The organism is Actinomyces glycerinitolerans (genome assembly GCF_900098745.1).
In the GTDB taxonomy this organism is placed as follows: Bacteria; Actinomycetota; Actinomycetes; order Actinomycetales; family Actinomycetaceae; genus Actinomyces; species Actinomyces glycerinitolerans.
In genome coordinates, this window is record NZ_FQTT01000012.1 from 187413 (window position 1) to 202313 (window position 14901).

General features: G+C 67.8%; 11 protein-coding genes. 2 read left to right on the forward strand and 9 right to left on the reverse strand.

The annotated features are described in order from the left end of the window. The 8 genes from ACGLYG10_RS16005 to lipA form a co-directional block, all read right to left on the reverse strand. Positions 1 to 3966, reverse strand: a 3966-nt coding sequence (locus ACGLYG10_RS16005; protein ID WP_211483017.1) for a tetratricopeptide repeat protein, incomplete at its 3' end; no start/stop codon positions are given. Further along, entirely contained in the window at positions 3963 to 4298 is a 336-nt protein-coding gene (locus ACGLYG10_RS11100) for a CU044_2847 family protein (protein ID WP_073331800.1), read from the reverse strand. The genes ACGLYG10_RS16005 and ACGLYG10_RS11100, both read right to left, overlap by 4 nt. Positions 4299 to 4378: 80 nt before the next feature. Then, positions 4379 to 5197: an amino acid ABC transporter ATP-binding protein gene (locus ACGLYG10_RS11105; RefSeq protein ID WP_073331803.1), complete on the reverse strand. Its 819-nt coding sequence runs from the start codon at positions 5195 to 5197 to the stop codon at positions 4379 to 4381. Further along, complete coding sequence (locus ACGLYG10_RS11110; protein ID WP_073332133.1) at positions 5194 to 6195, reverse strand: amino acid ABC transporter permease; 1002 nt, start codon at positions 6193 to 6195, stop codon at positions 5194 to 5196. The genes ACGLYG10_RS11105 and ACGLYG10_RS11110 overlap by 4 nt, the downstream gene beginning before the upstream one ends. A gap of 8 nt (positions 6196 to 6203) precedes the next feature. Further along, positions 6204 to 7151 (reverse strand): ABC transporter substrate-binding protein, encoded by a 948-nt coding sequence (locus ACGLYG10_RS11115; protein ID WP_073331805.1) that lies wholly within the window; start codon positions 7149 to 7151, stop codon positions 6204 to 6206. Between the two features lie 97 nt (positions 7152 to 7248). Beyond that, a complete protein-coding gene (gene glnA, locus ACGLYG10_RS11120; protein WP_073331807.1) occupies positions 7249 to 8673 on the reverse strand; it encodes a type I glutamate--ammonia ligase in 1425 nt (474 codons plus the stop codon). Positions 8674 to 8852: 179 nt separating this feature from the next. Further along, positions 8853 to 9575 (reverse strand): DUF4191 domain-containing protein, encoded by a 723-nt coding sequence (locus ACGLYG10_RS11125; protein WP_073331810.1) that lies wholly within the window; start codon positions 9573 to 9575, stop codon positions 8853 to 8855. 36 nt (positions 9576 to 9611) lie between these two features. Continuing rightward, positions 9612 to 10682, reverse strand: a complete 1071-nt coding sequence (lipA, locus tag ACGLYG10_RS11130; protein ID WP_073331813.1) for a lipoyl synthase — start codon at positions 10680 to 10682, stop codon at positions 9612 to 9614. Between the two features lie 153 nt (positions 10683 to 10835). On the opposite strand from lipA, the gene lipB reads away from it, so the two are divergent. After that, positions 10836 to 11522, forward strand: a complete 687-nt coding sequence (gene lipB / locus ACGLYG10_RS11135; protein ID WP_073331816.1) for a lipoyl(octanoyl) transferase LipB — start codon at positions 10836 to 10838, stop codon at positions 11520 to 11522. 181 nt (positions 11523 to 11703) lie between these two features. Beyond that, positions 11704 to 13200, forward strand: a complete 1497-nt coding sequence (locus tag ACGLYG10_RS11140) for a serine/threonine-protein kinase (protein ID WP_073331818.1) — start codon at positions 11704 to 11706, stop codon at positions 13198 to 13200. A gap of 126 nt (positions 13201 to 13326) precedes the next feature. On the opposite strand, the gene ACGLYG10_RS11145 is transcribed toward ACGLYG10_RS11140, so the two are convergent. After that, complete coding sequence (locus tag ACGLYG10_RS11145; RefSeq protein ID WP_083565863.1) at positions 13327 to 14304, reverse strand: Clp protease N-terminal domain-containing protein; 978 nt, start codon at positions 14302 to 14304, stop codon at positions 13327 to 13329. Positions 14305 to 14901: the final 597 nt, after the last annotated feature.

A 14901-nucleotide genomic window follows, 5' to 3' on the forward strand; every position in this document is an offset into this window, starting at 1 on the left:
GTGGGTGGTGGCGATGCCGGACTGGTCGCCCAGCTGCTCCTCGATCTTGAGGGAGTGGTGGTAGTGCTTCTCGGCCTGCTGGTAGTCGCCACGGGCCTGGGCGAGCATGCCGAGCTGGTGGTGGGTGGTGGCGATGCCGGCCTGGTTGCCCAGCTGCTCGAAGACCACGAGGGAGTGGTGGTAGTGCTTCTCGGCCTGGTGGTAGTCGCCACGGGCCTGGGCGAGCATGCCGAGCTGGTTGTGGGTGGTGGCGATGCCGGACTGGTCGCCCAGCTGCTCCTCGATCTTGAGGGAGTGGTGGTAGTGCTTCTCGGCCTGCTGGTAGTCGCCACGGGCCTGGGCGAGCATGCCGAGCTGGTGGTGGGTGGTGGCGATGCCGGCCTGGTTGCCCAGCTGCTCGAAGACCACGAGGGAGTGGTGGTAGTGCTTCTCGGCCTGCTGGTAGTCGCCACGGAGATAGCTGAGGCTGCCGAGCTGGTGGTGGGTGGTGGCGATGCCGGACTGGTCGCCCAGCTGCTCCTCGATCTTGAGGGAGTGGTGGTAGTGCTTCTCGGCCTGCTGGTAGTCGCCACGGGCCTGGGCGAGGATACCGAGATGGTGTATCCAGGCGGCACGGCGGATGTCGGACAGGTTACTGCCGCTAAGCTGCTGATGTGCGAGAGAGAAATCCTCATCCCACCAACCGACGGTGTGAAGAATAACCGCAGCGTACCGTGCAACGTCATCGGCTGCCTCCGCGTCGCCAGAGCGGGAGTGATGGTGCCGCGCCTCGAGCAAGTCGTGCGCATCAATGGGACCAGAACTCGCACCCTGCGGGCGCATCCGATAGCTCCAACGCCAATACTCGGCGGCGCGCCGATGCTGTTCGGCGGCAAGCTGCTCAACCTCGTCTTTCGGGCGAGCGCTCGCCACAACGCGTTCCAGCGCCTCTGCCAGCCACCGGTGGACGAAGAACATGGTGTCCTCGCCATCGGCGGGCGGGATGACCGTGAGCAGCGTGGATCCAACTAGCTCATGGAGCAGATCGCTCAGCGGCAGATCCGTACTCGGCAGACCGAGCGAGGAATTATCATCGGCAGAGTTCTTGGCGGGTGGAACGTCGTCACCAACGGCGAAGAATACTGCGGCCGCATTGACCGGTTCCCGGAACACGGACATGCCCAGCAGGAGGCGCTGGGCGTCGCTGCTAAGAGTCGCCAGCAACTGCGGCAGGAGCACATCGTCGGCCGCGACCGTGACGGAGTCAGCAATGGCGGCATCAAGCGTGCGGCTGCGTGCCAGCCAGTTCTCTGGACGGACGCCTTCGGGAAGGCTGCTGCGCAGCCGCCCCCGCAGCTCCCGGGTGATTCGTGGTAGGCGCCCCCTTCCGCGGTTGAGCAGCGCATCTACCGTCTCCAGGGTTCTGGGATGCCCACCCACACCTGCCCACAGGGTCTGCAGATCGGCGGCCTCCAGGGCGTCCAGCTGCGGCAGGGACCAGGCCAGGTGAGTGGTCTCGGCAAAGCTCAAGGGCTCCAGGGCAATCCACTCCAGCGCCGCCGTAGCGTCCTCGGGCAGGCTGAAACGGTAACGGCAGGTCACCAGCAGCCTGCCACGGCCGGTAACAGTCAGATACTGCACTAAGAACTCGGCAAGCAGGGGATCGGTCAGGCGATAGGCGCCGTCGGTGAAGGTGAGATTGTCTTCGAAATTATCCAGCACCAGGATGAGGGGAATCTGCTGCAGCAGGGTGCCTTGCAGCAGGTCCAGGCGCTCGGACCAAGCGATCTCGGTGTTGGCCAGCAGCCCCAGCAGCTGGTTCACCTGGGGGTCGGTGAGCTGATCACTGAAGCTGACGCGCAGGCGGGACACGATTCGCTGGAAGAGCTCCTCAACTCGTACTATGCCACGCATATCAACCACAAGCACCGGCTGCAGCTCAGCGGTACGGCGAAGCACCTCAGCTGTCAGTGTTGACTTTCCGATGCCGCCAATCCCGTGAAACACCACGCCGGCATGGGTATCGGAGAGCAGAAATTGGGGCACGCGCAGCTGCTCCCGGCGCCGTCCGACGAACAATCCGGTGCCCAACGAGGGCAGCGAGTTCATTGCGCGCACGGAAGCCAACGGCGCCGACGCCTGCGCATCCTTCTCCGGTGGCGCAGCAATCTGCTGCCCGCAGCTGGAGGCCTGGACCGTTACTACGCTCCAGCCCGCCAGTACCTGCTCGGTTTGTTGGCGTGGATTGGAGCTTTCAGCACATATCCGTCGGACCTCGCGGCGCGCCTGGGCCAGGGCGTAAACGGGATCCGGGTACGGTGCCGCAGCAAGCTCGGCGTATACCTTGGAGAACACCAGGGTGGCATAGTGGTCAGAGACCGCGTCCTCCGTGCCAATGACAATCGGCGCCCCCGCAGCCACAAGCTCATCGGCGAAGGAAGCAGCCTCGGCACCAGCAGCCGCATTGGACTCACAGGCAGCCAGGCAAATCAGCGGCGGCATACCACCAGACGGAATTGCCTCCTCAATCAGCTCCTGCGCGCTGATACGCCGGGCGGCACCGTCCTTGTCCTCAAGCACGAGCAGGCCAGCGGCACCATGCCCTGAGATGTGCAGAACGTGCGGTTTCTCCTGTTCCAGAGCCCGCCGGATCTCCCTGGTGGTGGCGAACTGGACTATCCGGACCCGCGCATTGGCGCTACGCGCCTCGCGGACGGCGGTGGTGATAGCACGCAACTCCGCCTGGTAGTCCAATGCGCCGGCCCCGCCCTCAATCGGAGAGGCTATCGCCACCACGATCCGCAGTGGCCCGGGCACGCGCCGTGGTGCGGGGGAGGCCACCGCCTTGCGGAAGAAGGTAACCAGGTGATGCAGGGCCAATGGCTGCCCGGTTCCCGGCACATGCATGGCCTCCCAGGGTAGGTCACGCAGGTCATGACGCGCGGACACGTCAAGCGCCAGCTCCACGGGCACCGTCTGAGCCTCAGCCTTAGCAATGATTTGGGAGAGCGCTGCTCCGGCCTCGCCCGGCAGGAAGACTCGCGTGAGCACTGCGCCCATCTCATCCAGCGCATCCAACAGTGGGGTGCGGTCCCGATCCTGGGCTGGCGAGTGGTTCTTCAGTAGCGGGCGGCCCGCCCGAGCCAGCCGTAGGCACTGCGTAGGAGAGAACAGCTCGGCCTTAGAGCCGACCGTTACGCTCACTTCAACGTTCAGCGCAGGACAGGACACGGTCACCGAGTCACCCGGGCCCAGGCGCATCGTCACCTGCAAGGCCTCGGTGGGACGCGGCTCGCCCTCAAGCTCAACCTCCAGCCAGCCGCCGCATGACCTGACCAGCGACTCCACTCCGACGGCGAACACCAGGTCGCGGCTCCAGCCGTCGGCGGAGTTGTAGCGCCCCGTCACCATCCCGATGACGGCCCCGCCCTCGGCCAGCACAACCGGCGCTCCCGACATTCCCGGCTGTGCGCCGGAGGCATTCACAGTCAGTAGCTCAAAAGTACGGTCGTCGTAGTAATCCCAGCCATCCCACCGTCCGCTGGTGCTGGATGCAGTGACGACGCGCTCGGCAGCGGTATCGGGGCGTCTGGAGACACCGGTAATGCGTACCGCAGCACCGGCTTGTTTCCCGGCAGTGGTTGCGAGCCGCGCCGGCTCAGACGACCAAGACGCGGCGTCCACCTCCAGCAGGGCCAGGTCCAGATCCAGGTCGAGGTGCAGGATGCGAGCGCCAAGCGGGGCCGCAGCAGAGCTCAACCCTGGCCGCAGCCGGATCCGCGGAGCGGGGGAGTTCCCCTCAGCGGCGGGTGCTGCGGCGTCGGGTCCCGCCAAGGCGGCGCGCGCCTGCACCAGGCTCACGCCGACGGCTTCCATAACATGCGCCGCAGTGACCACCTTCCCGGGACTCACCAGCCAGCAGGTGCCAACGGCCTGATCGGAATCGTCCAGAACCATCCCGAGGTAGCCGGGCACTCCGGAGGTCACGCCTCGCCCCGATCACCGGCGGCGGTAGTGAACTTCATGGACACCGCCAGCGAAGCCGTAGTGGTGGAGGAGGCGACGACGATCGCGCCAGTGGTGGACAGGCTCAGTCCCATCTGGATCGTGATCTCATCCGGAGGCTCCGCCTGGTCGCACACCCGACGGACCATGCCCGCGGCCTGTTTAGCCGCGGCATCAACCACATCCCCTGCCCGCTCGAACAGGTCCGCGGCCCGCTCCCGAACACCTGACAGCTCCTGGCTTCCGGGGGCTCGAACAACCTCAATCAGGACCTCTTGATCACCGATACGACCTTTGATCAGCTGCGTGTCCATGAGGCTCCAGGGAAGTAAGAGGAATGAGCGTGTCTTACATCACTTTAGTGGCCGTAGGAGCGGGGGTACACGCAACCTGATCACAATACGGACGCGAGGAAGGCCTTGGTGCGCTCCTGACTGGGGTGGTCCAGTACCTCAACCGGGTCCCCGGACTCGCACACTACTCCGCCGTCCATGAACACCAGCTGATCGCCGACCTCCCGGGCGAAGCCCATCTCGTGGGTGACCACCACCATGGTCATGCCGTCGGCGGCCAGGTCCTTCATCACCTGGAGCACTTCTCCGACCAGCTCCGGGTCCAGGGCGGAGGTGGGCTCGTCGAAGAGCATCAGCTCCGGGTCCATGGCGAGCGCCCGGGCGATTGCCACGCGCTGCTGCTGCCCGCCGGACAACTGTGAGGGGTAGTGGTCAAGCCGGTCGCCCAGCCCCACCCGATCCAGTAGCTGGATGCCGCGTGCGCGGGCCTGGTCCTTGGGTACGTGACGCACGTGGACGGGCGCCTCAATGACATTCTCCAGCGCGGTCATATGCGGGAACAGGTTGAAGCGCTGGAAGACCATGCCGATCTTGGAGCGCTGGGCGGCGCGCTGCTTGTCCGTCAGGGCGTGCAGCCGTACGGAGCCGTCGGGGCGCTGCTCCTCCCGCATGCCGATCAGCTCGCCGTCGACCCACACGCGGCCGGCGTCGATGGTCTCCAGTTCGTTGATGCACCGCAGCAGCGTGGACTTCCCGGATCCGGACGGGCCCACCAGCACGGTCACGGAGCCGGGCTCGACCGTCAGGTCGATGCCCTTGAGTACGTGCAGCTCCCCGAAGAACTTGTGCAGTCCGGCGATGCGGACCTTTGGCGTACCCGGCGGGACGGGCTGGGCGGTGGTCGAGTTCGTGCTGCTCACGGGGTGACCTCCAGGAAGGGGGAGTCCTTGGTGGTGTGGGAGTCGAGGATGGCCTGCTGACGGGCTGACAGGCCGCGGCCTGTGCGGTTCCCGGCGGTGGCGGCGGACCCGTCGAAGCCGCGGCCGTAGTAGCGCTCAATGAAGTGCTGGCCGACCATCAGGATGGACGTGATGATGATGTACCACAGGGCCGCCACGATAAGCAGCGGGATCGTCTGGTAGGTGTAGGAGGCGTAGGAGTTGGTGACGAAGGTCAGATCCAGCGTGAAGGGGACGGCCAGTACCAGCGAGGTGGTCTTGAGCATGGAGATGGTCTCGTTGCCGGTGGGCGGCACGATCACGCGCATGGCCTGCGGCAGGACGATGCGGCGCAGGATCTGCCCCCGGCTCATGCCCAGTGCGCCGGCCGCCTCGGTCTGGCCGGGATCCACGCTGGCCAGGCCGGAGCGCACGATCTCCGACAGGTAGGCGCCCTCGTTGATGCCCAGCCCCAGCACGGCGGCGACGAACGGCGTGAACACCGCCGTGGTGCGGAAGGTGATCAGCTCCGGCCCGAAGGGAACCCCCAAGCTCAGGTACTGGTACAGGGCGGACAGCGCCCCCCAGAACACCAGCTGCGTGTAGATCGGGGTGCCGCGGAAGAACCACAGGTACGCCAGTGACACGCCGCGCAGCACCGGGTTCGACGACTGGCGCATGACCGCCGTCGTCACCGCCAGCACGATGCCGATCAGCATCGCCAGAAACGTCAGCAGCAGCGTCCAGCCGACCGCCCGCACCACGTGCACCTCACGGAAGAAGAACCAGACCGTGCCCCAGTGGAACTTCTCATTGGTCACCAGGGCGTGGATGAGCATCGCACCGAGGATCGCGACGATGGTGGCGCTGATCCACGTGCCGGGCCGGGGAACCGGCTTCAGACGGTTCAGCTGGACCGATTGGTCGGCGCCGGAGGCGGCCGCAGCAGAAGCGGGTTGGGTGGGCTGGGGAGGTCTCATGGTGGTGATCACTGCTCCACGTTCGGGTTCAGCTCGGCGGTGGTGAGCGCGGCATCCTCAATGCCCCAGGCGTCCAGGATCTCCTCCCAAGTGCCGGAGTCCATGAGGTACTGGACGGCCGCCTGGATGGCGGCGTTGAACTGCGGATCGTCCTTGGCCAGGACGATGGCCTGGGGGAGTGCGTCCTCGATCTCGCCGACGGTCTCCACCCCGCCGTCGGTCAGTTCGATGGCGTAGCCGGCCACGGTCGAATCGGAATAGACGGCGTCGATCACGTGCCCCATCAGACCGGTGGTCGCCTCCGACTGGGTCGAGTAGGAACGCACGGCGATGGCCGGCAAGCCCGCCTCGGTGCAGGCGGCGGAATCGGCGTTCATGGCCTCCTCCTGGGCCGTCCCCGTCTGCACCCCGATGGTCAGGCCGCACAGGTTCAGGTGGTCGGAGGGGTCCACGCCCTCCGGATTGCCGGCCACCACGTTGAAGCGGGAGCCGACGTTGATGTAGGCGATCATGTCCATGGCCGACTCGCGCTCGGCGGTCACGGTGAAGGAGGAGATGCCGGCGTCGTACTTGGAGCCGACGGCGGCGATGATGGAGTCGAACTCCGCCGTGTGGGTGGTCGAGTCGACGCCCAGCACGGCGGCGATGGCCTTGGCCAGATCGACGTCGTAGCCGATGGCGGTGCCGTCGGTGTCCAGGAACTCGGCGGGCGCATAGTCGGTGGAGGCGGCCACGTCGAGCACGCCGTCGGCCAGGGCGCCTTCGGGGAGCATGTCGATGATGTCCTGCTGAGCCTGGATGCCGGAGGTGTCATAGCCCGTGAAGGCGGCGGCGTCGCCGGTCTGGGTGGCCTTCCAATCGGCGGCGTCGGTACAGGCGGTCAGCGGCACCGTCGCCGTCAGCGCCAGGCACAGCCCGGCGGCGACGCGCGCGCTCAAGGTGCGTGCGGATCTCATGCGGCTCCTTCGAATCGAGGACTACGGCCACCGCCAGGATATCCACATCAGAGCATAGATATGCAAATGGTTGGGGCGGGCCGGCACGAGAGGCCGCTCACAGGTCGTAGTACAGCTCGAACTCGTAGGGGTGGGGGCGCTGGCGCATCGGGGCGATCTCGTTGGTGCGCTTGTAGTCCACCCAGGTCTCGATCAGGTCGGGGGTGAAGACGTCGCCCTCGCCCAGGTAGTCGTGGTCGGCCTCCAGCGCGTCAAGCGCCTCGTCCAGCGTGCCCGGCAGCTTGTCGATGTCGTGGTAGTCCTCGGGGGCCAGCTCGTACAGGTCCTTGTCCACGGGCTCGCGCGGCTCGATGCGGTTGCGGATGCCATCGATGCCGGCCATGAGCGTGGCGGCGAAGGCCAGGTAGGGGTTCGCCGACGGGTCGGGCACGCGGTACTCGATCCGCTTGGCCTTGGGGGAGGAGCCGGTCACCGGGATGCGGATGCAGGCGGAGCGGTTGCGCGCCGAGTACACCAGGTTCACCGGCGCCTCGAAGCCCGGCACCAGCCGGTGGAAGGAGTTGACCGACGGGTTGGTGAAGGCCAGCAGGCTGGGGGCGTGACGCAGGATGCCGCCGATGTACCAGCGGGCCAGGTCGGAGAGCTGCCCGTAGCCGCGCTCGTCGAAGAACAGCGGCTTGCCGTCCTTCCACAGGGAGTGGTGCGTGTGCATGCCCGAACCGTTGTCGCCGAAGATCGGCTTGGGCATGAAGGTGGCGGTCTTGCCGTTGCGCCAGGCCTCGTTCTTGACGATGTACTTGAACTTCATCATGTCGTCGCCGGCGGCGAGTAGGGAGGCGAAGCGGTAGTTGATCTCCTGCTGCCCGGCGGTGCCGACCTCGTGGTGGGCGCGTTCGATGTCGAGGCCGGACTGAATGCAGGTGCGCACGATGCGATCGCGAATGTCGGCCATCTGGTCGTTGGGGGACACGGGGAAGTAGCCGCCCTTGAAGGCGGTCTTGTAGCCCTTGTTGCCGCCGGGCTCGTCACGGCCGGTGTTCCAGGCCGCCTCGGCGGAGTCGATCAGGTAGCGGGTGGAGGCGGGCGTGGTCTCGTACTGAATGGAGTCGAACAGGTAGAACTCGGCCTCCGCGCCGATGTAGCAGGTGTCGGCGATGCCCGTGGAACGCAGGTAGTCCTCCGCCTTGGCGGCGATCGAACGGGGATCGCGGGCGTAGACCTCGTCGGTGAAGGGATCCACGATCGAGAAGTTGATTACCAGTGTGCGCTGCTCACGGAAGGGGTCCAGGAAGGCGGTGGTGACGTCCGGGATGAGCTTCATGTCCGACTCGTGGATGGCGGTGAAGCCGCGGATGGAGGAACCGTCGAACATGAGCCCCTCGGTGAGCGCCTCATCCTTGAAGGCGGCAACCGGAATGGTGAAGTGCTGCATCACGCCGGGCAGGTCGCAGAAGCGCACATCAACCAGCTGCACATCCTCCTTCTCGATGTAGGCCAGCGCTTCCGCAGCGTCACTGAACATGTGGTCCCTCCGTCAGGGTGTGCGTGTTGTTTGCCCGAAAGATCCCGGGCGTGGGTATGCAGGCTAGGTGGGCGCGGTGTCGTGGCGGTGCCGCGAATATGTCCGCCGTGTTTCGGCTGCATGGCCGAGCCGGTCCGCAGACTTGCAGAGCGCCAGCCTCGGGCCGGGGCGGCGGCGGTTCAGTGGCCGCGGATGGCGCGGCGGTCCGGACGAATGTTGTTCGGGTCCATGTACTTCGGGATGGGCAGGCCCTTGGAGGACAGGGACGACAGCCGCTTGGCGACCCGGTCGATCTCGGTGTTGGTCAGCTTGGTGGGCTTAGTGGGCAGGCGCCGCAACTCGCGCTCGAGGTGGATCAGGCGTGTCTGTCCCTCCGCGGTGCCCACGCTGATCACGTGCACCGGAACCGTGGACAGGATGCGCCGCAGCACCTTCTTCTCATCCTCAACCAGGCGCTGGGTACGACCCGGCGCACCCTCGGCCACCAGCACGATGCCCGGGCGTCCCACCAGGCGCCATACGAAGTCCTGGCCCTTGGGGCTGAAGGCGACCGGATCCGACTCCACGTACCAGCCGCGGCCCGCCTGATCGAGCACGGCCTTGACCGCACCGGGGTGGCCTTCGATCTGCATGTATGAGGCACGGCGGGTGGCCAGTGAGAGAACCACCATGTCCGCCATGAGCGCCAGCAGCACGCCCATCAGCAGCCAGTACCACAGCGCCTGGCTGGTGACGGCGGACAGCGCAACGGCCAGTGCCACCAGGGCCACCAGGATGCCGAGCAGGGCCCAGCCGATCCACGGATAGCTGCGCCGTGAGATCGTGTAGGAGTCTTTGACGTTCTGGGCGACCTGTGCGAGGCGCCGCTTCTTCTTCGGCTGGGCGCTCTGGGCTGTGCTCACGATCCCACCTTAGCCGACGACGGCGCACGCCGTCCCTCAGGAGGCGGCCCGGCCCACCGGGCTCGGCGTCGCCCGGTCGGCCGCGGAGCCTGCGGCGGTCCCGGCGGCGAGCAGGGCGGCGGCCTCCTGGCGGGCCGTACTCGGCTCGGCTAGGTCGCGCATGTTGGCGGGAATCTCCCGGCCCGTGGCACGCATCGCCCGCGCCCACAGCATCCCCGAGCGGTAGGAGGAGCGCACCATGGGTCCGCTCATGACCGCATCGATGCCCCGGTCCTCCGCGAGCGCCGCCAGCTCGAGGAACTCCTGCGGCTTGACCCACCGGTCGACCGGATGGTGCAGCTTGGACGGGCGCAGGTACTGGGTCAGGGTCAGGATGTTGACACCGACCGAGACGAGGTCCGCGATTGCCTGCTCGATCTCCTCGCGGGTCTCGCCCATCCCCAGGATCAGATTCGATTTGGTCAGCAGTCCGGCCTGCGACGCGCGCGCGAGGACGTCCAGGCTGCCGGCGTAGGAGAAGGCGGGGCGGATCTGCTTGAAGATGCGCGGCACGGTCTCCAGGTTGTGGGCGAACACCTCCGGGCGGGAGGAGAAGACCTCCTGCAGCGACTCCTCCCGGCCCCTGAAATCGGGCACCAGCAGCTCAATGCCGCAGCCGGGCACTTGTTCGTGCACCTGGCGGGCGGTCTCCGCGTACAGCCAAGCGCCGCCGTCGGGCAGGTCGTCGCGGCTCACCCCGGTGACGGTGGCGTAGCGCAGGCGCATCTCCCTGATCGAAGCGGCCACCCGGGCCGGCTCGTCCGGATCGTACTCGGTGGGACGGCCGGTGGCGATGTCGCAGAAGTCGCAGCGGCGGGTGCAAATGCTTCCGCCCACGAGGAAGGACGCCTCGCGGTCGTTCCAGCACTCGTAGACGTTGGGGCAGTTGGCTTCGGCACAGACCGTGTGCAGGCCGTGGCTGCGCACCAGGCCGCGCACATCCTGGTAGGTGTCGGTCACCACGGCGCGGGTGCGCAGCCAGCCGGGCTTGCGTTCGATCGGCGTCTGGGCGTTGCGGGCCTCCACACGCAGCAGGCGGCGGCCCTCAGGGGCGACGGCGTCGGGCACTGGAACTCCTCCCGTAGGACCATTGGCGTAGGACCATCGGCCCGTAGTCTATGCGGTCCGCCCCGGTCGTCACTCATCCGCCACCCCGCGTCGCTACCGGCACGAGCAACGCACCCCCGCACGGGTCTCATCTAGGCTGGTGAGGTGCATGGATTGGAACGCGTCGACGTCGGTTTGGGGACCCGCCTGGTGCCCTTTGACGAGGGCTTGGCGCTTCAGCGCGCCGTGCACGCCGACGTCGCCGCAGGCCGCCGTCCCGCGACGGTGCTGCTGCTCGAGCACGAGAGCGTCTACACGGTGGGGCGGCGCACGCACTCATGGGAGCGTCCGGCCGGCCCGCTGGCTGGGCCCGAGCGCGTGCCGGTGGTGGACGTAGACCGCGGCGGAAAGGTGACTTGGCACGGTCCCGGGCAATTGACCGTCTACCCGATCATTCGCCTGGCCGAGCCGATCGACGTGATCAAGTATGTGCGCGCCCTGGAGGCGGCGGTGATGGACGTATGCGCCGACCTCGGCGTGACTACTATGCGTGTGCCGGAGCGCTCGGGGGTGTGGGTGCCGCCGGGCCGACAACCGGGCCGCGGCGAGGCGCGCGAGTGCAAGGTCTGCGCCCTGGGGGTGCGGGTGGCGCGCGGCACCACCATGCACGGTATCGGCCTGAACGTGGACCCCGACCTGGCCGCATTCGACCTGGACCGGATCATCCCCTGCGGCATTACCGACGCCGGGGTCACCTCGTTGACAGCCGTGACCGGCATCCACTACGCGACGGCCGAACTGGCCGATCCGGTGATGGCGGCGCTGGAGACCCACTTGACTCCACTCATGACCGACGCCTAGCCCGGAGCCGTGGCGATGGATGCTGCGTGGTCGCCCGCCGGGCCGGCCTCAGCGACTTCGACCGGTCCGGGCGCGTAACCGGTGCCGGTCTCAACGGCGGGCGGTGACAGGTGTGACGGGTTTTCCACAGGCGACGCATTGACCCTGGCACCTTGGTGCCGCTCCGGCGAACATGGAGGTCATGGGCACCAACCAGCACCGCAGCCGCCGGCGGGACGAGCAGGCGGAGGATCCCGACGCGCTCGCGCCGCAACTGCAGGACGCACTCATAGAGGCGGGCCTCGCCGTCGGCTCGCCCCTGGGCGGCGACGCACCGGGCCGGCTAGCGCCCCGCCGCGGCCTGGATGGCGCCGGCCGCGACGTCGTGATCCATCTACTCGAACTGCCCGACGACGCCGCGGGGGCCCGCACGCTGCGCCGCCTGAACGAGCTGCGCGGGCTGACCCACCCCGCGATCGCCCCCGTGCGAGACGTCATCTTCCTGCCCGACGGGTACGCGGCGGTCGTCGTCGACCTGATCGCGGGCGCCGACCTGGCGGTGGTGCTCGGGGCGCGTGGTGGCTTGACCCGCGCCGAGGCAGCGCGGGTGCTCGACGACGTCGGCGGCGCGCTGGCACACCTGCATGCCCACGGTCTGGCACACGGGGACGTCTCACCCGCCAACGTCATGGTCACCACCGATGGCGGGCTGGTGCTCATTGACCTGTTCGGCGGCATCCTCGAGTCCGGGACCGACCGCTGCGCCGCCCCCGAGCGCCACGGTGGCGGCCCCGCGACCCCGGCATCGGACGTGTACGCGCTGGCGGCCCTGCTGCGCGAATGCGCCTCCGGGTCGGCGCTGCTGTGGGCCCGCCTTGAACGCATCCTGCCCGACGCGCTCGACGCCGATCCGACCCGTCGTCCCACCGCCCGTGCCCTGGCCGCCCGGGCGCATGAACTGGCTCAGCCCGGCCGCCTGGTCCTGCCCGAGGGCGCCCGCCTGGCCGCGGGCGCCCTGCGTGCCGCGGCGGCCCGACCCACCCGCGTGGTCCCCACCCGCCGCGCGCTGCGCCGTCGTCGGGGGCCGGCAGCGCGGTCCGAAGCGGGACGCGGGCGCCGGCGCGGCCGATCTCGCACGGGGCGACGGCGGCTGGCTGCCGCACTAGTCGGCCTGGTGGCGCTGGTGAGCGTGTTGGGTTTGGGCGTCGGGTTACTCGGCGTCGGCCAGGCGGCACGGGCCACGGCGCCCGGCACCGGCGCAACCGCCGGCGCCCCGGCCACGGTCCCTGCTCCGACGCAAGTCGCGGAGGAGAGCCTGTTGGAGGTGGTGGTGGACCTGACCGGGCGGCGCGACGCCGCCTTGAATGACGGTGACGGCGTCGCCCTGGCCGACACCACGGTGCCGCACTCGCCGGCGGCGAACGCCGATGCGGCCGTGTTGGAGGCGCTGGCCGCGGCGGGGGAGAGCGTCGACGGGCTGGACACCGATGTGCTCGGCGTGACCGAGGTGGACGTGCCGGAGGACTGTGAGCAGACCTGGGTGGGCGCCCGGGCCGTGCGCATCCGTCAGTCCCAGCCGGCCTCCACTCGCACGGGCGCGGACGGTGCCGTGCGCACCGTGCCGGCGCTGGCGGCACGCGAGGTGATACTGATCCTCGTCCCCGACCCGTGGCGCGTGGCCGAGGTGCGCGCTGCGTAGAGCGCCAATGTCGATTTCCTCGTGAGGCTCTGATGCTCGCGGGGCTCAGGCCGTCATCCAGCGACGACAGTTGCCCACTTCTGGAATCGATCATCTAGGGCGCTCAGGTGCAACGCCGGCCGGGTCTCATAGAGAGGCGGCGACCGTCCTGGCGATGGCGCCGAAGGCGTTGACCATGCCTATGCGTGTCAGCCGCCGGGTCACCGGGTGTAGTAGACGCCCGGACAGGCGCCAGACACGGTATGCGCGCGTGAAGGTCAGCTCGCACCCGCCGGGTGCCGGTCGCAGAACGAAGCTGTCATAGGAGTGCGTTTGGCCGTCATACGGCCCGGTGAGGATGGTCTTCACCCAGCACACCACGTCGGTCCCAAGCTCGAGGTGTCTCCAGCGCAAATCCAGGTGGCGGCTTCCGTTGCGCGAGCGGTGCATACTGACTATCCCATCCAGACGCTGCTCGCGCACCTCTGTTGGCAATACGGCCCATCCGGTGAGCATCCCCGGATCGGCCAGCACCGCGTGCACCAGCACCGGTGGTGCAGAGATGAATCGTCTCAGGCACAGGGCTCCGGATGGCGTCTCCGGCAACAGGCCGCGGTCGACTTTAGTAACGCCTGGGGAGCGGAGGTGGCCCCCGTCGTGTGTGGCCAGATCGGCGTGCAGTCGTTCTGTATCCACGTCGAGGTGGGCGAGTATGCGCATCGGCGTCCCGCCCTCCGTCTCCAGCAGGCTTTTCAGAGCTGATAGGGAAGTACTGAAATCATTACGACGATCGCCGGCGAACTGCTGAGCTTGGCCGGACAAGGGGATATCGCCGAGGTTGGCCAGCCTCTGCGCCTCCTGGCCGGGCGACTGCAGCGAAGCCGGTATGGCGGTTGCGTCTATGCCGAGGGTCGCCAGGTCCGCGGCGGATACTTCGTACATGGCGCGTCGGGCGTTCGCCAGGGTGACTCCGTGCGTGCCGAGCAGCGCCGCCGCCTCACCGCCCTGGGCGAGCAGCCCCAGCAGCAGGTGGTCGATGTCGATCTCAGGGTGCTGCAAACGCCCGGCCTCATGTCGCGCATAACTAATCCAGGACCACAGATGGGTACGGCTCGATATTGTCATCGGTTCCTCCTCCTGGTGGGTGCCAGTCCGGGTGCGACTCGTTTCGCGTACTTCTTGTGGACGGCTTGGCGGGTGACGCCGAGGTTGTTCGCGATTTCCGTCCAGCCCATGCCAGCGCGCAGAGCAGCCTCAACCTGTGCAAGCTCCAGAGTCTCGGTGAGTCTGCGCAAGGCGGCCACGGCGCGCAAACCGGTTATCGGCTCTGTCGTATCGGCTGCCGCAGCGGCCACTTGGTCGGGTGTAGGTGTCGTTTTCAAAGCCACGTAAGCAACTTACGTTGACAGGTGGTGGCTTGTCAACCAAAGTTGCGCAGATATGCGACCGTGGGTTCTGGACGTACATGCATCTGCAGGATCAAGGCTTTCGATGCGACGCCAGGGGAAGCCGGTGTTGATCGGGTAGTGCGTGACTCGGCGCGCTTCCCGCAGACGGTTCGCGATGCGTCGTGTGGGTCCGGGATGACTAGCAATGCTCCGGCCCGGGCCGGACAACTGCGCCGGAGATGCGGGGTCTCGGCCACCCGATGGCGCGGCACACCCCAGGCCCGGCTCGGAGGGGTTCGCGACCGGGCGGTTCACGACTTCGCCAGTCTGGACC